The sequence below is a fragment of the Streptomyces aureoversilis genome (assembly GCF_042657885.1).
Classification (GTDB): domain Bacteria; phylum Actinomycetota; class Actinomycetes; order Streptomycetales; family Streptomycetaceae; genus Streptomyces; species Streptomyces aureoversilis.
The window spans coordinates 1-18,823 of sequence record NZ_JBHSKJ010000014.1 but is presented as its reverse complement, the minus strand read 5'-3'; the positions used below and the strand labels follow the sequence as shown (position 1 = coordinate 18,823).

The following is an 18,823-nucleotide window of genomic DNA, read 5'->3' as shown; positions in this document are numbered from 1 at the left end:
CAGCGCGCTCCGGAAGCGCTCACCCGCCGCGGGGGACGGCCCGGCCGCCAGCCGGGGGAAGACGACGGTGGCCAGTGCGGCCGACAGGAAGAGCGGCACCCGGGCGAGGACGAGCAGGGCCTGGTACGGCGCCAGGTCGGCCGATCCGCCCCGCACCGCCACGGCGACCACCACGTCCAGCGTGAACAGCACGCACGTGAGGACCTGGATGCCGCCGACGGCGACCGCCCGCCGCCACCACTCCGTACGGCCTTCGGAAACTCCCGGAACTTCGGAAGCCCGGTCGCCCGGCTCCGCCGCGGCCTGTCCGCACGCCGTCCGCTCCCCGCGCAGGGCGACGAGCCCGGCGGCGGCCGTGACCCCCGCACCGGCGGCGAAGGCGCCGATGGCACCGGCGCTCCCCCACCCGGCCGCGACGGCCCCGGCGGTGGCGGCGATACGGACGGCCACCTCGGCGACCCGCAGCGCGGCCAGCCCGGCGAAGCGCTCGCGGCCCTGCAGGTGGCCGGCGCCCACCGAGTTGAGCCAGAGCATCAGGCAGGCCGCCGCCAGGCCGGCGAGCGGGCCCGTCCCGGCGTACGAGGCGACGGCCCCGCACGACGCGGCGGCGGTCAGGAGGGCCAGGCCGAGAGCCAGCCACAGGCAGGTGCGCACCGACTGCCGCCGCCGTGCGCTGCCCGGGGCACTGGCGGCGACCTCGCGGGCCAGCACCCAGGGCACGGTGGCGCCGGCGAGGGTGCCCACGCTGAGCAGGACCGAGGAGACGGCGGCGTAGACGGTGAAGTCGGGCGCGGACAGGCGGTGGACGAGGAACAGCGAGAGCCCGTAGTTCCCCATGCCGACCAGCACGGCGGACAGGGCGAGGGGGAGTGCTCCGTGGACCGTCCCCTTCTCCGGGTTCTCCTGCGCCGGGGTCACTGCGGGAGCGGCGGTCGTCGTCACCATCGTCAGCCCGCCTTTCCGGAGCCGGCGACAGCGCCCGCACGTCGTACACGCGCAGCGCCCCGACGGTCGCCCCGCGCTCGCTGTGGACGAGCCGGGCCTCGCGCTCCAGCACGCCGGGAAGCCGGGGGCCGATCCGCGCGTATCCCTGCTGCACCAGCTCGGTGGACAGCACGAGGTAGTCGACGCGGTCACGCCTGAGGTCGGCCGTGGTCCGCCACTCGGCGAGCCGGGCGCCGGGCAGGACGAAGGACGCGCCTTCGTCGGTGGCCGCGACGACGCTGCCTTCGGGCAGGTGCGACCGGGACCAGGCCAGGGTCCGCCGGAGGGCGTCGTCGTGGCGGGTGTGGACGCGCGTCCAGACGACGGCGTTCGCGGCCAGGGCGAGGGCGGCGAGCACGGCGAGCGCCCTGGTCGCCGTAGCCATGCCCCTGTCCCCATCCCTGTCCCTGTCCCTGCCCCTGTCCCTGCCCCTGTCCCTGCCCCTGCCCCTGCCCCTGCCCCTGCCCCTGCCCCTGTCCCGGAGGAGGAGGACGTCGGCCGCGAGGGCGAGGGCGGCGGTGCTGGTGACGACCAGCGGGTAGAACATCTGCTCCTCGAGGGTGCCCAGCGCCATGGCGTAGAGCAGGTGCAGCAGCGTGCACGCCGCCCACGCCGTGATCAGGATCCGCCCGGGCCGTTCCGTGAACATCCCGGGTCGCCGGGCACGGGACCACAGCAGCCACGCGGTGGCGGCGGTGCCGAGGGCGATCAGCGCGTAGGGGACGGCGAACTGGCCGAGCTGGACGAGCAGCCGGTCGGTGAACGCGACCGAGCCGTCGCCGCTGTTGAAGCCGCTGATCTGCTTGATGCCGAGGGCGCGGGCGATGCCGTCGGTCTTCTGCGCCCACCAAGCCGCCCAGTTGCCCGTGGCAGCCGTCGTCACGACGTACACCGCGTACCCGGCGGCGGTGACGGCGGCGGCCGTCAGGCGCATCCGCCGCACCTCGCCGCGGGCCGCCAGGCCCAGCACGGTGACGGGCACGAACGTGCCCAGCGCGTAGGGCTCCTTGGTGGTCACGGCGAGCGCGAACAGCAGCCCCGCGCCGGCGCCGGTGGCGGCCCGGCCGCGGGGCGTTGCCGGGGTGCGGGCGAGGACCAGCATGCCGAGCGCGGCGGCGGCCGTGGCCTGGGCTTCGAGCATGACGCGGCTGTCGAAGCGGTTGAGGAACGGGTCGAGTGCGAGGAACAGCCCGGCGAGCAGCGCGAGCGGGCCCCGGGCGGCGCGGCGCAGCAGTGCGGTGACGGCGACGACGGTCACCGCGCCGGTGACGGCGATGACAGGCCGCAGGTCCAGTACCTGGTGCAGCAGGTCGCCGGATCCCTGGCCGGTGAGGCGCATGAAGGCGGCCAGCAGCGCGAAGAGGGCGGGCGGGTGGAGGGCGAAGAACTGCCCGTCGAAGAGCGGGCCTTGGCCGTCGGCGAGGTGCCGGCTGATGGCGGTGTAGTAGAGCTCGTCGACGAAGACGTCGTAGGAACGGCCGGTGAAGGCCAGGCGCAGGGCGAGTGCGAGCGCGGAGAGGGCGAGGAGGGCGAGCGGGGCGCCGAGGCCGGCGGCCCGGGTGGTGGCGCGGCGGCGGCCCGCGTCATGCCGCCGCGCCCGGGCAGGGGGGTGGGCCTGCCAGCCGAGGATGTCGCTGTGCCGGGCGAGGCGGACGGACACCCGCTCGTCGCCGGTGTCGACGCCGATGCGGGCCAGGACGGCCTCGGCGTCCCGTTCGTCGGCGCCGAGCAGGAGCAGGCCGGGGCGGGGGCCGGCGAGGTCGACGAGGTCGGTCGCGCGCAGGGCGGCGAGATCGGCGCGTTCGAGGACGTCGGCCGGGGCGCTGACGAGGGTGCAGGCGTCGGTGACGGTGCGCCGCTCGGCGGCCTTCCGCCGGCCTGTCCGGCTCAGCCGGCCGTCCTCGGCGGTGAGTGTGGCGAGCAGGTGGGAGGCGGTGGCCGTCCAGCTGAACCCGGCCGCCCACTTCCGGCACTCGGCCTCCCAGCGGGCGGCGTCCTGCGGTGATGCGACGGCCCGCAGGGCCTTGACGAGGCCGGAGGCGAGATCGTCGTCGGGGTCGAGGAGCCAGCCGGTGACGTCGTGGCGGACGGTGTCGCGCAGCCCGGGGACGTCGTAGGCGAGCGCGGGCACCCCGGCCGCCGCGGCCTCCATGACCGACAGGCCCCAGCCCTCGGCGAGGGAGGTGGTGGCGGTGATCCACGCCGAGTCGACGAGGGCGTCCCGCTCCTCCTGCGGCACGCGGCCGTGCAGGACGACGCAGTGGCCGACGCCGAGTTCGTCCACAAGTGCGCGCAGCTGATCGCGCGCCTCGCCGTCGCCGACGACGTGCAGTTCCGCGTCCGGCAGCTCACGGCGGAGCGCGGGCATGGCGCGGACGAGCCGGTCGACGCGCTTCTGCGTGACGAGCCTGCCGACGCAGACGATGCGCGGTGCGGCGGCCCGCTGCCGGGGGCGGCCCGCGGGCGGCACCGCATCGAGGCCGGCGGGCGCGAAGTGGACCGGGCCGCGCACGGCGAGCCACCGGCGGATCTCCGCCCGGGTGGAGGGCGATACGGCGCACACCGCGCGCCGCCCGTACGCCAGACCGCTCCCCCGCCCCTCCAGCCAGCGGCCGAAACCGGCGACCGGGCGCGGGAACCACAGGGCGAACTGCCCCTGGTGGACGTGGTGGATGAGCAGGACGACGGGGGTGCGGCGGCGGAGCGCCAGCGGGGTGAAGAAGGGGATGCCGTTCTGCGAGTCGATCACACCGGCCACGGAGCGGCGGTGGCGCAGCAGCCACAGCAGGACGAACGCGTAGACGGTGAACCGGCCGCCGCCGCGCACGACGGTGCCGAAACCGGTGTCCTCGCGGCGGGCGGTGCCCCGGGGCCGGGAGGTCAGGTAGGTGACGCGGACGCCCGCGTCATGGAGCCGGCGTGCGACTTCCTCGCAGTACAGCTCGGCACCGCCCGCCTGCGGGTGGCGGCTGTCGCGCCAGTTGCAGACGACGACGTGACGGCCCTGCCAGTCCCGGGTGGCGGGGAGGGCGGCTCGTAAGTCCGTCGGGGTCATCCCGCCTCCCCGGCAGCACGGGCGGAGGGGGCGGCGTGGGCGTGGTGCACGACCCGGGGCGGGAGCCGGTGCATGGTCCGGTGCAGCCGCCACAGTTCCCCGGCCACCCGGCGGCCGTCGGCGAACGGCCGGAAGCTGGAGCCCTCCTGGTCGCTCCACACGACCGGGAACTCGGTCAGGCTCAGCCCGAGGGCCCGGGCCCGGGCGATGACCTCCAGGTCGAAGGCGAAGCCGGTGGTGGTGACATCGGCGAAGACCCGCCGCGCTGCCCCCGCCTCGAAGAACTTGAACCCGCACTGGGTGTCCTTGACCGGCCCCGAGAACCGCCGCGTCGCCAGCCGGAACCCGGCCCCGCCCAGCCGCCGCAGGGCGGGCTGACGGACCGGGATGCGCGCTCCCGTGCAACGGCGCGAGCCGATGACGACCTGCCAGCCGTCCCGCAGGAGGGCGACCGCGTCGTCGACGGCGGTGGCCGGGGTCGCGAGGTCGGCATCGCAGAAGCCGACCCAGCGGGCCCTGGTGCCGACCATCCCCCGGGCCACCGCGGCCCCTTTGCCGCGGCGGGAGCACCCGGTGACGGTGACGGGGATGCCGGAGGCGGCGAGCCGGTCCACGCACTCGGCCGTGCGGTCGCTGCTGCCGTTGTCGACGACGCGCAGCGCGGCGGTCAGGGGCATGCCACGCAGGTGCTCGGCGAGGGCGAGCACGGTGGGGGCCAGGCGCTGCTCCTCGTTGTAGGCGGGGATGACGAGTTCGAGGTCACAGGCGGTGGCGACCGGCGCGGGGCCGGGGCCGGCCCCGGGTGAGGGGACGGGGGCGGAGTCCTCGTTCGGTGCGGGTGCTGCCGTCTGGGGGCTGTTCATGGGTGGGGACGTCTCCTTGTGCGAGGGCGTGCGGGCGCGCGGGAACCGGGGGCCCGCCTTCGCGTACGGCGGGCCACCGTCCCTGTCGCGCGGTTACGGGGTGGCGCTGAGCCGGACGTGGGCGAGCAGCATTCCGGAGCTGCCGTCGGGGTTGGCGTCGAGTTCCTTGTCGAAGCCGGACCGTCCGGGATTGGCGAACCGCACGGTCACCGAGGTGACGCCCTGGGGCACCCGGAAGGGCAGCAGGCGCTCGCGCCAGCCGGGTGCGTTGAGCTTCTTCCCTGCGTCGTGGGAGGCGGCGGCGCCGGCGCCGGTGCAGTACTGGACGTAGTCGTCCCAGGCCAGGACGGTCTCGGCGCCCGGTTTTCCGTACCGCACCTCCGCCCGCAGGCAGGTGGGCCGGTGATAAGGGGCCTCGGGGTTCGGCAGGACGTGGTAGCCGGTGTGGAACGCGAGCCGGTACGAGGCGCCGGGGGTGACGTCGACGGCCTGCTCGATGAAGCCGCAGGTGTTGTCGCCGTTGATGTCGACGACGTTCTCCCCCTTGTCGAAGGGGGGTTCGGCGTCGGCCGGGAAGTGTCCGTCGGCGTCACCGTTGATCAGGTCGATGAGCCTGCCGGGCTCGCCGGTCTTCGAGGTCTCCCAGACCCCCCTGCCCTTGTACTGGCCGACGGTCCAGGCGCCGAGCTGCTGGGCGTCCCGCCCGTAGAGGACTCCTCCGAGGGCCTGCCAGTCCTTGCCGGGCTTGAACCGGACGTCGGTGAACCCACCGTTCTTGATCAGGTTCTCCGGCTCGGGCCCGGGCCCGGGCGCACCCACCTGAATGCGCAGCGGCGCCGTGGCGGTACCGATCCCTATCCGCCCCCACAGCAGGTCCTCGGGGGCTTCGGGCAGCACCTGGACATTGACGGAGTAGTAGCCGTCGGCCGCTTCCGAGTGATCCCCGAGATGGATGGAATGGACGAACCGCAGCTGCCGGGTCGCCTTGTCGTAAGGGCGGGGGCTGAGCTCCTCCCGCGGCTTCTTCGGCGAGTGGTAGTAAACCTTTCCGCCCTCGGGGAACGTCACCCCCTCCGGGAACTCGATCCAGATCGTCTCCTCCTTACCGCTGATCGGCAGACTCCCCGGCGTCAGCCGGAGGTCTATCGCGAAGAACTCCTGCTGCCCGCGGGCCAGACGCCTCGGCACAGGAAGTCCCTGAGCAATGACGAAGGGCATGAATCCCACCTCTCACTTGTCCGTTCGAGCCGAGGGAGAGATTACCGACGGGCGGATAAAGAAATGCAAAACGGAGTCGTCCGCTTCGGTATATGTCACGCACATCGAGCCAGCGGATCAGCCTGATCCCGAGCTTTACGATCTAGAGAATCCGGGTCCGGATACCGTTACGGCCGACCCGGCGTCAAGAGCGCCCTGACCACGCATAAACACAGGTAAACGTCCCGAGCGGGAACCGGCTCGAACATGGCGCCAATACGGTTGAACCGTCACCGAAACAGCCTGCTGACCAAAATTCGGCGCCCGCCCGGCATCAACTGGCAGCCGCACTTCCCGGCGTGCTATCAATGACCCCGCAAGCCCCCTCGCCGAAATCACCGGCGCAGCGGGTAACACCTTTCCCGAATTCATCGGAGGTAAAGGCAATGGCACTGGCGTTCAAGTCTCATGAATTCGACCTCCCCATCACCCCGTCCTCGAACACGGCGGAGGGGAAGTACGACATCGAATTCCCGACCCCCATCCGGGAGGACGACGACGGCTATGTCGTCCGGGCCGCGCTCCAGTCGTTCAAGTTCGAGAACTTCGTGAACGGCAACACGGAGGACTGGGAAATCGGCGGCGAGTCCGTCGCGCTCGAGGTCGCGCCGAAGGGGCGCCGCAGGGTCACGGTCACCGTGCGCGCCAACATACGCCCGCAGGAAGTCGTCGCGAAGACGAACCCGGCCTTCCAGTTCCGCGCCACCGTCAACGTGCTCGTCATCGCCGACCTTGCAGGGTCCAGCTCGTAACCCGGCCCCTCCCCTGGCGCCGGCAACCGAACGGTCACCGTCTCCATGAAGCGGTGACCGGGGCCGCAAACCGACGAAGGCCCCACCCGTACAGCCGGGTGGGGCCTTCTCGCCGTGCGGGCGGACTCAGCAGCCGCTACGCGTTGGGCCGCAGGGTCCAGACGACGGTCATCTCGCCCGTGACGTCGCCACCCTCGCGGGTGATGGCGATGTGGACGGGGAACTCCGGCCGGCCGCCCGCGTCCAGCTCGGCGACGACCTCGGCGGCCGGGCGGCCGAGCTCGGCGGTGGCGGTGACGGGGCCCATGGCGAGCTTCTTGTAGCCGATCTCGGCGCGGACGGCGAGCGGCACGGCGCGCGAGAGCTGGTCGCCGAAGGCGGCGAGGACGATCGCGCCGCTCGCGGACTCGGCCAGGGTGAACATGGCGCCGGCGTGCGGGCCCCCGACGTGGTTGTGGTAGTCGGGCTGGTCGGGGAGGCGGACGACGGCGCGCTCGGCGTTGGCCTCCTCGAAGACGAGGTTGAGCGTCTTGGCCATGGGCACGGTGGCCAGGAGCATGTCGCCGATCGACGGCTGGGTGGTCTCAGACATGCCCGAAAGTTACCAGTCGGTAGCAATGGCGGGAAGGGGTGCCCTCACCGAGGTCGTCTTCTGCCTCTATGGTTATCGGCCATGTGGCCAGGACAGCAGCCGCCCGGGGGCGAGCAGAACCCGCAGGACCCGAATCCGTACAAGACGCCGGTGCCGCCGCCGGGGCCGCCGTCCGGCGCCCAGCCGGGCTACCCGCAACCCAACCCGTACCAGCAGCCGGGTGCCCAGGCCGGAGCCCAGCAGCCGAATCCGTACCAGCAGCAGGCCGCCGGGACGCAGCACCCGACCCCGCCCATCGGCCGGCAGTGGCACGCGCCGGGCCCGCCCGGGGCCCCGGAGCCGCCGCGGGACAACCGCAAGCGCACCACCGTGATCGCGGTCACCGCGGCGATCGCCGTCGTGGCCGCCGCCGTGATCACCGGTGTCGTCGTCCTGAAGGACGACGACAAGGAGAACGTGGCGAAGAGCGACCCGACGACGGCGCCCTCGGCGTCCTCGTCGTCGGCGGCCCCGTCCCCCTCCCAGGGCGCCAGTGAGGACCCCGCCGACAACCCGCGGGCGAACGTCCAGGTCAAGCCCGTGATCGACGGCTGGAAGGTGGTCACCAACAGCAAGCGGCACGTCGTCTTCGACGTGCCGCCGGAGTGGAAGGTCGCTCCTCCGGGAACGAGCATCGGCTTCCAGGACGAGGACGACAAGTCGTTCCCGCCCAACGGCAAGGGCATCAGCATGACCGGGACGGCCCAGTTCAACGAGGACCGGTGCGAGAAGGACGCCACCCCGGTCTCCGCCGGCACCAAGGGCGCCCAGGGCGCCAAGAGCGAGGCCGACGCCGCCGAGAACGAGGCGCTGAACTGGCTCTTCTGGGGCTTCGACCAGAAGAAGACCGGGAAGTTCAACTACTCCAAGGGCAAGGAGTTCAAGAGCGACCACGGCCTGACCGGCACCTCCGCCTCGGCGACGGTCACGGGAATCGCGAAGAAGCACCACTGCGCCACCAGCGCCAAGTCCGTGACCGTGACGTACAAGGACGTCAACGGCGACCTGGCCACATGGTGTCTCTACAGCGCCACGGGCACCGAGGACGAGGTGCCCGACGACGTCATCAAGAAGATCATGAGCTCCCTCAGGCCCCTGAAGAGCTCCTGATCCCCGGTGACCCCCGCCCCCGCCGGACCGCGGCATTCGCGACACTCGTGGCGTCCGTGGCGTCCGAGGCACCCGCAGCGTCCGCGTCAGCCCACGCTGAACGCCCCGCCCGGCGGCTCGGGGGATCCCACGGCGTCCGCGTCGTCGACCGGCCGCGCGCCGGCCGCGAACCGCTCCAGCGCCTCCCCGTGCTCGACCCGGGCCGGGAAGGCGTCCCCGGCGGCGCGGCGGGCGAGCGCGGCGACGGGGAGTTCGGTGTGCGAGGCGACGAGGACCGCGTTGCCGAAGCGCCGGCCGCGCAGCACCGACGGTTCCGCGATCAGGCACACGTGGGCGAAGACGGCCCGGAACGTGGCCACCTGTGAACGCAGGAAGGTGAAGGGCGCGCCGTCGGCGAGGTTCGCCGCGTAGCGGCCGTGCGGTCGCAGCACCCGGGCGGCGGCGCGCGCGTAGGCGAGCGAGGTGAGGTGGGCCGGCACCTGCGAGCCGCCGAAGACGTCGGCGACGATCACGTCGGCGGAGGCGTCCGCGGCGGCCTCCAGCTCGCTGCGCGCGTCACCGGCGATCACCTCGACGCCCGAGCCGTGCCGCAGCGGCAGGTGCTCGGTGACCAGCGCGAGCAGGCCTCGGTCGGCCTCGACGACGCGCTGCCGCGAGCCCGGGCGGGTGGCGGCGACGTAGCGGGGCAGCGTCAGCGCCCCGCCGCCGAGGTGCAGCACGTCGAGGGCCCGGTGCGGCTCCGCGGCGGCGTCGAGGACGTGGGCGATCCGCTGGGCGTACTCGAATTCGAGGTGGGTGGGGTCGTCCAGGTCGACGTACGACTGGGGCGCGCCGTTCACCGTGAGCAGCCAGGCCCGCTGCCGGTCCACGTCGGGCATCAGCTTGGCGGTGCCCCAGTCCACGTCCCGCGTGACGGGTATCGGTTCTTCCACTCCCCTATTGTGCGTTCACGGCACGGCGGGGGAGACCGTTCCGGTGCCGACGGTGCGGCCTCCTTCGCGGATGACGACGGCGAGGCCGGTTTCGAGGGGCAACTCCCGGTCGAGGACGACCGACATCGTGACGGTCTCGCCGGGCAGCGCCACGCCAAGGCCGCCGAGGATCACGGTGCCGGGGACGTCGGCCGTGCGGAGGTGGAACTGCGGCCGGTATCCGGAGAACAGGGGCGTGTGCCGGCCGCCCTCGTCCGCGCGCAGCAGGCGCACGTCCGCGGTGAAGCGGCGCCGCGGCACGACGCTGCCGGGCGCCGCGACGGTGTCGCCCCGGTGCGCGTGCTCGCGGTGCAAGCCGCGCAGCAGCAGGGAGACGCGGTCTCCGGCCCGGGCCTCCGTCAGCGGACGACCGAACGATTCCAGCCCGGTGATATGGGTGTCGCAGGGGCCCTCGTGCCCCAGGAGCCGGACGTGGTCGCGGAGCCGGACGGTGCCGCGCTCGATGACGCCGGTGACGGCTGTGCCGCGCGCGGGCACGGTGAGGACCCTGTCGACGGAGAGCAGGAAGGGCGCGTCCGTGTAGCGCAGGGGCGTCGGCACGTAGGTGTCGACGGCGTCCAGGAGGGCCTCGATCGTGGCGGTCCAGCGCGGGTCGCCCCGCAGCGCGCACAGCGCCGAGACGCGGACGACGGCGGTGTGCTCGCCGTCGTAGCCGTGGGCGGTGAGCAGGGCGCGCACGTCCTGCTCGACCAGGTCGGTGAGCTCAGGCCCGGCCTCGTCCGCCTTGGTGAGGGCGACGACGAGGTGGCGCACGCCCGCCCGGCGGGCGAGCAGCAGGTGCCCGGAGGCCCGCGCCGCGGGCCCGTCGACGGCGGAGACGACGAAGACGGCGCCGTCGAGCCGGGCCGTGCCCGCGAGCAGGTTCTTGGTGAAGCGGGGCCGGCCGGGCGGGTCGGTGTGGGCGTAGTGACGGGTGCCGGTCTCGTAGGCGACGTGGACGCAGGCGACGGTGGCGCGGGGCGCGCTCTCCCCCGGGCCGCGGCCGGGGCCGGAGCCGGGGCCGGGGCCAGGGCCGGGGCCGGCGGGCGGGGCGGAGAGGGCCCGGGCGCGGGTGCCGAGGACGTGGGTGAGGGCGGCGGTGAGCGTCGTCTTGCCGTGGCCGGCGGGGCCGAGGGTGGCGATGTTGACGTGCGGTTTGTGGCGCGGATGGCCGGATGCTGGCCGGTTCATGCGCTCGATGCTCGCGCACGGTGTGCGGGGCGTCGAACGGTTTTCCCCGGCCACGGGCGGTGGGCGCACGGAAGGCGTTCGAGTGAACGTACGGGGAAGGAGTGTTCTGGCGCCGCCCCGTCTTTCCGGGATGACGACCTCTTTATATCCCTGTCGGTTAGGCTCCAGCGATGCCCGAAGCCGCCCCGCACTCCCCCGGCCCCGCCGAGCTCCGCTCGCATGCCCGGCTGTCCCCGTGGTTCCGTCTGGGCCTGCTCGTGGCGCTGCTGGCCGCCGCCGCGGCCACGGTGCTCGCGCTGCGCCCGGAGCGGATGCTCGCCGAGGGCTGGCCGGAGCTGTCGGGAGGCGCTGCGGTGGTGCTGTTCTCCGCGGCGTACGGGCTGTGCACCGCGGCGTTCGTGCCGCGCCCGATCCTGAACATCGCCGCCGGAGCGCTCTTCGGCGCCCCCACGGGGACGGCGGCCGCGGTGGTCGGCACGGTGCTGGGCTCGGCCGCGTCCTTCGGGCTGGGCCGGCTGCTGGGGCAGGACGCGCTGCGGCCGCTGCTGCGCGGCCGGTGGCTGAAGGCCGCGGACCGGCAGCTGAGCCGGCACGCCTTCCGGTCGATGATGGCGGTCCGGCTCTTCCCGGGCGTGCCCTTCGCCGCGGCCAACTACTGCGCCGCCGTCTCCCGCATGCGCTGGACCCCGTTCCTGCTGGCGACCGCCCTGGGCAGCGCGCCGGCCACGGCCGCCTACGTGATCGCGGGCAGCCACGCCACGGCGCCGACGTCGCCCGCCTTCCTCGGCGCGACGGCGTTCATCGCGGTGACCGGTCTGGCGGCGGTGGTCGTGGCGTGGCGCAAGAAGGGCCTGTCGCGGCGGCTGTCGCGGTCGTCGTAGCGCGGCCGTTTCCGGCTCACTCCGCCCGTTTCCGGCCGCCGGTGGGCGACTTGGGCCCTCCGCCATCCGGGCGGGCCCGGCGCGCGCCGGCACTGCGGGGGTGCTGTCCTGTCCTGGACACACCCCCGAAAGGAGCCGCCCCGTGATCCCCGTCGAACAGCTCTCCGAACCCGCCGTACGGACGCTGGTGAGCGCCCTCAACGCGGGCGACCGCACCGCCTTCCACGAGTCCCTCGCGCCGGGCGCGACGATGGCCGACGACGGCACCGACCGGAACCTCACCCAGTGGGCGGACCGCGAGGTCTTCACGTCCAACGGCCACATGGACGTCGAGTCCGAGAGCGACGACGGCCTGGCCCTCGTCGCCCGCTACCGCAACGACACGTGGGGCGAGATGCGCACCAAGTGGCGGTTCACCGTCGACGGCGGGAAGGTCACCCGCTTCGAGACGGGGCAGGCCTGACGCTCCGTCCGCATCCGTCGTCCGCTACGGCCCCGGGTTAAGGAACCGTTCACCCGTACGACTTCGGCGCGCCTTCCATCCTGTGGATGATCGGGCGGCCGGTGCCATCGTGCCGGCCCGGCCGCGACGACTTGGATGGCACAGGCCCACATGTCTTGGTTCGAATCGTTCGTCCTCGGGCTCGTCCAGGGACTGACCGAGTTCCTCCCGGTCTCCTCCAGCGCCCACCTGCGGCTGACGGCCGCGTTCGCGGACCGGCCGGACCCGGGCGCGGCGTTCACCGCGGTCACCCAGATCGGCACCGAGGCCGCCGTGCTCATCTACTTCCGCAAGGACATCGCACGCATCGTCGGCGCCTGGTTCCGGTCGCTGCACGACCGGCGGGCGCGACGCGATCCCGACGCCCGGACGGGGTGGCTGGTCATCGTCGGCTCGATCCCCATCGGGGTGCTGGGGCTGGTGCTCAAGGACGCCATCGAGGGGCCGTTCCGCGATCTGCGGCTGATCGCCACCACGCTCGTCGTGATGGGCGTGGTGCTCGGGTGCGCCGACCGGCTGGCCGCGCGCGACGAGGGCGGCGGGCGGCACCGGGCCGCGAGGCGGCGCAAGGAGCTGCGGGACCTGACGGTCCGGGACGGCCTGGTCTTCGGCTTCTGCCAGGCGATGGCGCTGGTGCCCGGCGTGTCCCGGTCGGGCGCGACGATCAGCGGCGGCCTGCTCATCGGCTACACCCGCGAGGCGGCGGCCCGCTACTCCTTCCTCCTCGCCGTCCCGGCGGTGCTCGCCTCCGGGGTCTTCGAACTGAAGGACGCGGGTACGGGGCACACCGCCTGGGGGCCGACGATCTTCGCAACGGCCGTTGCGTTCGTGGTGGGTTATGCCGTGATCGCCTGGTTCATGCGCTTCATCTCCACCAGGAGCTTCATGCCTTTTGTCATCTATCGCGTCCTGCTCGGGCTGCTGTTGTTCGCCCTGGTGGCGGCGGGGGTGCTGAGCCCTCGTGCCGGGGAGGACCTCGGCTGAGAGCGCAGGCCCGGCTCATCCCCTTTCGGGGCGCCTTAGTAGGACGAAGCAATCCCTTCGCAATACCGGGAAGGTAGCGAGCTGGTCACGATTGATGCAGACGGCACGTTTGCGGTTGTTACCGAGGGTACGGTTCCCCGGTCCGTTCGTACCTCAAGTAACCCGCACCTCCGGGGGATGCATGCGCACCACAGCCGTCACCGCCTTCTGCCTCGCTGCCGCCCTGTCCCTCGCCGCCTGCAGCGGCGAGACGAAGGCCGAGACCGTGAAGTCAGCCGGCTCGTCGCCCTCCGCCGCGGCCGACGAGCCCGCGGGCGAGGCCCTGCCGATGGGGAAGGGCACCGAGACCGTCGGCGCGGGCGGCGGAGGCAAGCTCGAAATCACGCCCATGAGCGTCGTCTACGCGGCCAAGACCGCCACCGACAAGCCCGCGCGCGGCCTGTTCGCGATCGTCACGGTGAAGGAACGCCCGATGACGGACGTGGCCGCCGCCGAGACCACGCCGACCGAGAAGGGCGGCTGGCGGTGGATGGCCGCCGACGGCCAGGCCGCCAACAACGAGGCGAACATCTTCCTGCAGGGCTTCGACTCGGGCGGCCCGATCCGCGCCGGCGCCTCGCAGGTGCGGGCGCGCACCTTCGACATCAGCGACGCCCAGCGCGGCGGCACCCTCACCTACACCGACGGCGAGGGCAAGAGCTTCCGCTGGACGATCCCGGCACAGGACTCCGGCCCGCAGACCGCCCAGCTCAAGAAGGTCCTGGGCGGCTGACACCGCCGGGCGGACCGCTCCCCCGCGCTCCGGATGCGCACCGCCGCCCCGCGGCGCACGCTAGTGCACATGGGCACGAGACGACCGCCCCGGGCGGCGCACGTTCGGCCCCGGGGCGCGGTCCGGCCCAGCGCGCGGAAGGCGGCCGTGGCCTTTGCGGCCGCGGCCGCCGTGGCGACGGCGGGCGTGGCCTGCGGAGGCTCCGGCAAGGTCGGCACGGGACAGACGATCACGCTGTCCGGCGGCCCCTCGGCCTCCCCCTCGGCGCGGGTGGCCGCCTTCGGCGACACCTACGCGTACCGCAGCGGCCTGAAGGTGACGGTCACGAAGCCGGTACGGTTCACGCCGTCCGGCACCTCCCTCGGGCACACGGCGGGCAACCAGCCGGTGAAGTTCACGGTCAGCGTCACCAACGGCTCCAAGGAGCAGCTCGACACGGCGGGCATCCTGGTGACCGTCGAATCCGGCGCCAAGGCCGACCGGGCGGCCCAGATCTTCGACAGCGCGAGCGGCGTCGGCACCCCCTTCACCGGCACCCTGAATCCGAAGGCGTCGGGCAAGGCGACACTCGCCTTCGACGTGCCGCAGGAGGGACTCGGCCGCGTGGACGTCGCGGTCCGCCCCGGCTTCGGCCAGGAGTTCGCGACCGTCCACTGGGCGGGGCCGGTGAACTGAGAGCGACGGTTCGCCGGCACGGCGACCGCGTACCGCTGCGCGACCCGGCCGAGTGACGGCACGGCACCGGCGCCGTGCGTGCCGTGCGGCAGGCTCCCTCGCGCGCCACACCCCGCACGACCCGGTACCGGGGTCGGCGTTTCCAGGCCGGAACGAGGGCGGACCGGTGTAAGGGGGCGGGTGGCCCGGCCCGGCGTGAGGGCCAGGTCGGCGTGAGGGGCCGAGCCGGGGCGAGGGCCCACGCCGGGACGAGAGCCCGAGCCGGGGTGAGAGCCCAAGCCGACACGAGGGCCCAAGCCGGGGCGGGAGACCACGCCAGGGTGAGAGCCCGAGTCAGGGTGAGAGAGCTCGAGCTGACATGAGGGCTCAAGCCGGGGCGAGCCCCCCAACGCCAGGGGAAAGCCCGACCCCGCGCGAGCCCAAGCCGACACGAGGGCCCAAGCCGACATGAGAGCCCCAAGCCGGGACGAGCCCCCAGCCGCGAGAGCCCGAGCCAGGGCGAGAGCCCGAGCTGACATGCCGGCCCGGGCCCGCGCCCGTATGAAGGGCGTTCAAGTCCGCGGCAGCGAAACCGGTCCGGCGCCGGCGCCGGCGCCACACCCGGCCGCTCCGCGGCCACGCCCGCGCGGTTAGGGTGGCGGCGCGGCCTCAGCCGCAACCGCCACATCATGCACACGCTGGGAGACACCTTGATCGTCGTGGACGCCTCCGCACTCGTTCTGGCGCTCGCCGACGACGGACCGCGGGGCGACGGCGCCCGCGCCGCGCTCGCGGCGGACGCCGAGTGGGCCGCTCCCGAGCACATCCTGGTGGAAGTGATGCAGTCCCTGCGCGGGATGTACCTCGCGGGACAGGTGACCGCCGAGCGGGTGGCCGAAGTCGCCGGGCAGCTGCCCGGGCTGACGCTGCGGAAGGTCGCCGTCGAGCCCCTGCTGGGACGGATGTGGCAGCTGAAGGACAACCTCACGCCGGACGACGCGGCCTACGTCGCCGTCGCCGAGGAGCTGGGGGCCACGCTCGTGACGGCCGACCTGCGGCTGCTGCGCGCCACCGGCCCGCGCTGCCCGATCCGGGGCATCACCGACGCGGCGGGCACCGCCACCGCGCCCGGCCGCTCCTGACGGCAACCCACCCGCCGCGCGCCGCCCGGCCACCCCGCTCCGCCATCCAGTGAAAGGGGAACGATGACCACCATCGACGACGCCGTACTGCTGCGCAGGCAGGGGCGCGCGGGCCGCATCACCCTCAACCGGCCCCGCACCATCAACGCACTCACCCACACCATGGTCCGCCGCATCCACGCCGCCCTGGACGCGTGGGAGCACGACGACGCCGTGACCACGGTGGTGCTCGACGGCGCGGGCGAGCGCGGCCTGTGCGCGGGCGGCGACGTCCGGGCCGTCCACGACGACGTCCGCGCCGGGCGCGGCGCGCAGGCCAGGGAGTTCTGGCGCGACGAGTACCGGCTCAACGCCCGGATCGCCGCCTACCCCAAGCCGTATGTCGCCCTCATGGACGGCCTGGTGATGGGCGGCGGCGTCGGCCTGTCCGCGCACGGCGGCATACGGGTCGTCACCGAGCGGTCGGCGGTGGCCATGCCGGAGACGGCCATCGGCTTCGCGCCCGACGTCGGCGGCACGTACCTGCTCTCACGGGCCCCGGGCGAACTGGGCACCCACCTCGCCCTGACGACCTCGCGCATGGGCCCGGGCGACGCCGTGCGCGCCGGATTCGCCGACCACTTCGTCCCGGCGGCGCGGCTGCAGGAGTTCGCCGCCGCGCTGGCCGTGGCCGAACCCGCCGAGGCCGTACGGGCCTTCGCCGCCCCAGCCCCCGCCGGCGAACTGGCCGCACAGCAGGACTGGATCGACCACTGCTATTCCGCCGGCACCGTCGAGGAGATCCTCGGCCGGCTCGCCGGGAGCGGCGTCGCGGAGGCCGGGAAGGCCGCGGAGGCGATCCGGGGCAAGTCGCCCACGGCGCTGAAGGTCACGCTGAGCGCGCTGCGCCGCGCCCGCCGGCTGCCCGGTCTGCCCGAGGTGCTGGAGCAGGACTACCGCGTCATATGCGCCTCGCTGGCCGACCCCGACCTGCTGGAGGGCATCCGTGCGCAGGTCGTCGACAAGGACCGCACACCGCGGTGGGCGCCCGCCCGGCTGGAGGCCGTGACGGATGCGGACGTGGAGCGACTTCGCGCCGGCGGACGACGGCGGTCTCGGGCTCGCCTGACCCTGCCCGGCACCGGCACCGGCACCGGTCCTGGCCCAACCGCCGGGCCCGGTCACGTGCCGAACAGCTGCGTCCAGTACGTGCCGGCCCGGCTGCCTGTGGCGTAACCGACGCCGATGTGCGCGAAGTCCGGCTTGAGGATGTTGGCGCGGTGGCCGGGGCTGTTCATCCAGCCCCGGACGACTTCGGCCGCGCTGCGCTGCCCGCAGGCGATGTTCTCGCCGATGCCCGGGTGCGGGCACCCCGCCGCCCGCGCCCGGTCCCAGGGCTCGCTGCCCTCCGGCGAGGTGTGGGCGTAGAAGTCGCGGGCGACCATGTCGTCGCTGTGCGCCTGCGCGGCGGCGGCCAGCCGGGGATCGGCGGCCAGCGGGCGCAGACCGGCCGCGGTGCGCTCGGCGTTGGTGAGGGCGGAGACCTCCGCGGCAAGCCGGGCGATCCCGCCGGGGGTCATGGGCGCGGCCCACACGGCGGTCCAGTAGGTGTCCCCCGAGGGTGCCGCCGCGTGGCCCACGCCGACGTGGGCGACGGCCGGATCCCGGAACGGCAGCGCCCGCTCGCTCCCGCCCAGGCAGTAGGCGACGAACTCGGCCGGGGTGCGCGGGCCGGAGACGAGGTGCTCGGTGACGGTCAGGCAGTGGTAGCCGGTGGCGGCTATGCGGTGGTAGAGGGACGTCCCGTCCGGGCTCTCGGCGGCGAGGTTGCCGTGCGCGGCCATGTCCGCGGCGTGTGCCCGGGCCGCGGAGGCCAGCCGGTGTTCCACGGTCACGGACGGCACCCCGGCCGCGGACCGCTCGGCGTTCACAAGGGCGGCGAAGGCGTCACCCGTCGCGTCCGGGCTGTGCGTCGCGCCCGGCCTGTGCGTCGCCTGCGCCCCGTGCCCCTCGTCCCCCTCGTCCGCCACGTCCACGCCGAAGTCCCTGGCCACACCCGCGAGTCCGTCCGCGTAGCCCTGGCCCAGGGCCCGTATCTTCCAGCCGGTGCCGCGCCGGTACAGCTCGGCGAGCATCAGCACGGTCTCCGGGCCGGGGCGCGGCGGCGCGAACCTGGCCAGGAGCCCGCCGCCGCTTCCCGCGACGCTCAGGACGGGAAGGGGCAACGCCCCGAGGCGCGTGCCGGGGTCGGCCGGGCTGACCACGACCGTCACCCGCGCGGCCCCGCGCCGCAAGCCGCGGGGGTCGACGGTGACGGTGTCACCGGCGAGCCGGGCTCCGGGCGCGGACGGCTGGTTGTAGAAGACGAAGTCCCCGTCCCCTTCGACCTTTCCGCTCTCGCCGGTGACGATGACCGAGAGGTCGAAGGGGCCGGGCACGCGGAGCGTCAACGTGCCGTCGGGCAGCGTGGCGTTCCCTCCGGCGACCAGGTCGTTCATCGCGGCTCCTCCGAACACGGCCGCCTTCGGGCCGGTGCGGTGGAAAACGTGCCGTACGTCCGGGAGGTTCCCGAGCCGGTGCTCAGCTTGTTCTTCATGGTCTGGCCTGGTCGCGTTCGATGAGTGTCTCGGGACGTTTGACGGTTTTACCTACGTCGTAGCGGGGTGCCGGCCTGCGGTTCTTCGAGCCGAGGGGCCTGCCGGGGCCGGGCCGGTTGGACGCCGAGGGGCTGTCATGCAGCACAGGTCGTTGCGTTCACCGTTTCCGAGCGGAAGCCGTATCCGACCTCCGGTGCCAGACCGTGATAGTGGCGGAAGTTGTAGATGAGCGGGCTCCAGAGAGCGGGGTCGATGTGGTGCGTGCCCGGCACGACGATGCGTTCGTCGGCGTGGACGCGCAGCACGTCGCACTCGACGCTGAAGAAAAGACCCGCTCCGCCCGGCGTCAGTGCACGGGCCCGTGCCTCCAGCTGCAGCGCGCACTCGGCGACCCGCTGCGGCTTCACGATGTGGGAGTCGGCCGGGGTGAGCCCGGACGCGGCGCACTTGTCGGGCTCGTACCGGTACACCGCCTGCTTGCTCTCGGGCACCGGGTTG

16 protein-coding genes and 2 pseudogenes are annotated in these 18,823 nt (G+C 73.7%); 9 read left to right on the top strand and 9 right to left on the bottom strand.

What is annotated here, in order from left to right:
* Window positions 1-19 precede the first annotated feature (19 nt).
* The 3 genes from ACFPP6_RS23600 to ACFPP6_RS23590 all read right to left on the bottom strand — a co-directional run bounded on the left by ACFPP6_RS23600 (window position 20) and on the right by ACFPP6_RS23590 (window position 6,090).
* Window positions 20-4,039, bottom strand: a complete 4,020-nt coding sequence (locus ACFPP6_RS23600) for a glycosyltransferase (RefSeq protein WP_382045728.1) — start codon at window positions 4,037-4,039, stop codon at window positions 20-22.
* The gene (locus tag ACFPP6_RS23595; protein ID WP_382045725.1) at window positions 4,036-4,902 is read right to left on the bottom strand and encodes a glycosyltransferase; all 867 of its coding nucleotides are present in this window, start codon (window positions 4,900-4,902) and stop codon (window positions 4,036-4,038) included. The genes ACFPP6_RS23600 and ACFPP6_RS23595 overlap by 4 nt, the downstream gene beginning before the upstream one ends.
* Window positions 4,903-4,995: 93 nt before the next feature.
* Window positions 4,996-6,090 (bottom strand): carbohydrate binding domain-containing protein, encoded by a 1,095-nt coding sequence (locus ACFPP6_RS23590; protein WP_382045722.1) that lies wholly within the window; start codon window positions 6,088-6,090, stop codon window positions 4,996-4,998.
* Window positions 6,091-6,545: 455 nt separating this feature from the next.
* Here ACFPP6_RS23590 and ACFPP6_RS23585 point away from each other — a divergent pair, with 455 nt between their 5' ends.
* Window positions 6,546-6,911 carry a hypothetical protein gene (locus ACFPP6_RS23585; protein WP_382045720.1) on the top strand — a complete coding sequence of 122 codons (366 nt, stop codon included), beginning with the start codon at window positions 6,546-6,548 and terminating at the stop codon, window positions 6,909-6,911.
* A gap of 136 nt (window positions 6,912-7,047) precedes the next feature.
* Here ACFPP6_RS23585 and ACFPP6_RS23580 read toward each other — a convergent pair whose 3' ends face one another.
* Complete coding sequence (locus tag ACFPP6_RS23580; RefSeq protein ID WP_058041388.1) at window positions 7,048-7,503, bottom strand: DUF4442 domain-containing protein; 456 nt, start codon at window positions 7,501-7,503, stop codon at window positions 7,048-7,050.
* A gap of 81 nt (window positions 7,504-7,584) precedes the next feature.
* On the opposite strand from ACFPP6_RS23580, the gene ACFPP6_RS23575 reads away from it, so the two are divergent.
* Window positions 7,585-8,652 carry a DUF8017 domain-containing protein gene (locus ACFPP6_RS23575; protein WP_382045717.1) on the top strand — a complete coding sequence of 356 codons (1,068 nt, stop codon included), beginning with the start codon at window positions 7,585-7,587 and terminating at the stop codon, window positions 8,650-8,652.
* Between the two features lie 86 nt (window positions 8,653-8,738).
* Here ACFPP6_RS23575 and ACFPP6_RS23570 read toward each other — a convergent pair whose 3' ends face one another.
* Together ACFPP6_RS23570 and ACFPP6_RS23565 are read right to left on the bottom strand one after the other, a co-directional pair.
* A complete protein-coding gene (locus ACFPP6_RS23570; RefSeq protein WP_382045714.1) occupies window positions 8,739-9,584 on the bottom strand; it encodes a spermidine synthase in 846 nt (281 codons plus the stop codon).
* Window positions 9,585-9,599: 15 nt separating this feature from the next.
* A complete protein-coding gene (locus tag ACFPP6_RS23565) occupies window positions 9,600-10,814 on the bottom strand; it encodes a GTP-binding protein (RefSeq protein WP_382045711.1) in 1,215 nt (404 codons plus the stop codon).
* A 170-nt stretch (window positions 10,815-10,984) separates the two neighbouring features.
* Between ACFPP6_RS23565 and ACFPP6_RS23560 the strand changes: the two genes are divergently transcribed.
* From ACFPP6_RS23560 to ACFPP6_RS23530, 7 genes are all read left to right on the top strand, one after another.
* On the top strand, window positions 10,985-11,695 hold the full coding sequence (locus tag ACFPP6_RS23560) for a TVP38/TMEM64 family protein (protein ID WP_382045708.1): 711 nt from the start codon (window positions 10,985-10,987) through the stop codon (window positions 11,693-11,695).
* A gap of 142 nt (window positions 11,696-11,837) precedes the next feature.
* The gene (locus ACFPP6_RS23555; RefSeq protein ID WP_382045706.1) at window positions 11,838-12,158 is read left to right on the top strand and encodes a nuclear transport factor 2 family protein; all 321 of its coding nucleotides are present in this window, start codon (window positions 11,838-11,840) and stop codon (window positions 12,156-12,158) included.
* A 150-nt stretch (window positions 12,159-12,308) separates the two neighbouring features.
* The gene (locus ACFPP6_RS23550; protein ID WP_382045703.1) at window positions 12,309-13,181 is read left to right on the top strand and encodes an undecaprenyl-diphosphate phosphatase; all 873 of its coding nucleotides are present in this window, start codon (window positions 12,309-12,311) and stop codon (window positions 13,179-13,181) included.
* 181 nt (window positions 13,182-13,362) lie between these two features.
* Complete coding sequence (locus ACFPP6_RS23545) at window positions 13,363-13,953, top strand: hypothetical protein (protein ID WP_382045701.1); 591 nt, start codon at window positions 13,363-13,365, stop codon at window positions 13,951-13,953.
* A gap of 147 nt (window positions 13,954-14,100) precedes the next feature.
* A complete protein-coding gene (locus ACFPP6_RS23540) occupies window positions 14,101-14,628 on the top strand; it encodes a DUF4352 domain-containing protein (protein ID WP_382045699.1) in 528 nt (175 codons plus the stop codon).
* A gap of 668 nt (window positions 14,629-15,296) precedes the next feature.
* A complete protein-coding gene (locus ACFPP6_RS23535) occupies window positions 15,297-15,749 on the top strand; it encodes a type II toxin-antitoxin system VapC family toxin (protein ID WP_382045696.1) in 453 nt (150 codons plus the stop codon).
* 63 nt (window positions 15,750-15,812) lie between these two features.
* A complete protein-coding gene (locus ACFPP6_RS23530) occupies window positions 15,813-16,964 on the top strand; it encodes an enoyl-CoA hydratase/isomerase family protein (protein ID WP_382045693.1) in 1,152 nt (383 codons plus the stop codon).
* On the opposite strand, the gene ACFPP6_RS23525 is transcribed toward ACFPP6_RS23530, so the two are convergent.
* From ACFPP6_RS23525 to ACFPP6_RS23515, 3 genes and pseudogenes are all read right to left on the bottom strand, one after another.
* Entirely contained in the window at window positions 16,910-18,226 is a 1,317-nt protein-coding gene (locus ACFPP6_RS23525; RefSeq protein WP_382045690.1) for a CAP domain-containing protein, read from the bottom strand. The two genes, ACFPP6_RS23530 and ACFPP6_RS23525, sit on opposite strands and share 55 nt — an antisense overlap.
* Before the next feature lie 94 nt (window positions 18,227-18,320).
* Window positions 18,321-18,476 (bottom strand): annotated as a pseudogene (locus ACFPP6_RS23520) (NF041680 family putative transposase); the annotation flags it as partial.
* Window positions 18,460-18,823, bottom strand: a pseudogene (locus ACFPP6_RS23515) (flavin reductase family protein); the annotation flags it as partial. The pseudogenes ACFPP6_RS23515 and ACFPP6_RS23520, both read right to left, overlap by 17 nt.

What these genes read in the sequence shown, in the direction of transcription:
- ACFPP6_RS23600 (WP_382045728.1), bottom strand. Translation starts at nt 4,039, where the DNA reads ATGACCCCGACGGACTTACGAGCCGCCCTCCCCGCCACCCGGGACTGG.
- ACFPP6_RS23595 (WP_382045725.1), bottom strand. Translation starts at nt 4,902, where the DNA reads ATGAACAGCCCCCAGACGGCAGCACCCGCACCGAACGAGGACTCCGCC.
- ACFPP6_RS23585 (WP_382045720.1), top strand. Translation starts at nt 6,546, where the DNA reads ATGGCACTGGCGTTCAAGTCTCATGAATTCGACCTCCCCATCACCCCG.
- ACFPP6_RS23580 (WP_058041388.1), bottom strand. Translation starts at nt 7,503, where the DNA reads ATGTCTGAGACCACCCAGCCGTCGATCGGCGACATGCTCCTGGCCACC.
- ACFPP6_RS23575 (WP_382045717.1), top strand. Translation starts at nt 7,585, where the DNA reads ATGTGGCCAGGACAGCAGCCGCCCGGGGGCGAGCAGAACCCGCAGGAC.
- ACFPP6_RS23565 (WP_382045711.1), bottom strand. Translation starts at nt 10,814, where the DNA reads ATGAACCGGCCAGCATCCGGCCATCCGCGCCACAAACCGCACGTCAAC.
- ACFPP6_RS23560 (WP_382045708.1), top strand. Translation starts at nt 10,985, where the DNA reads ATGCCCGAAGCCGCCCCGCACTCCCCCGGCCCCGCCGAGCTCCGCTCG.
- ACFPP6_RS23550 (WP_382045703.1), top strand. Translation starts at nt 12,309, where the DNA reads ATGTCTTGGTTCGAATCGTTCGTCCTCGGGCTCGTCCAGGGACTGACC.
- ACFPP6_RS23545 (WP_382045701.1), top strand. Translation starts at nt 13,363, where the DNA reads ATGCGCACCACAGCCGTCACCGCCTTCTGCCTCGCTGCCGCCCTGTCC.
- ACFPP6_RS23535 (WP_382045696.1), top strand. Translation starts at nt 15,297, where the DNA reads ATGCACACGCTGGGAGACACCTTGATCGTCGTGGACGCCTCCGCACTC.
- ACFPP6_RS23530 (WP_382045693.1), top strand. Translation starts at nt 15,813, where the DNA reads ATGACCACCATCGACGACGCCGTACTGCTGCGCAGGCAGGGGCGCGCG.
- ACFPP6_RS23525 (WP_382045690.1), bottom strand. Translation starts at nt 18,226, where the DNA reads ATGAACGACCTGGTCGCCGGAGGGAACGCCACGCTGCCCGACGGCACG.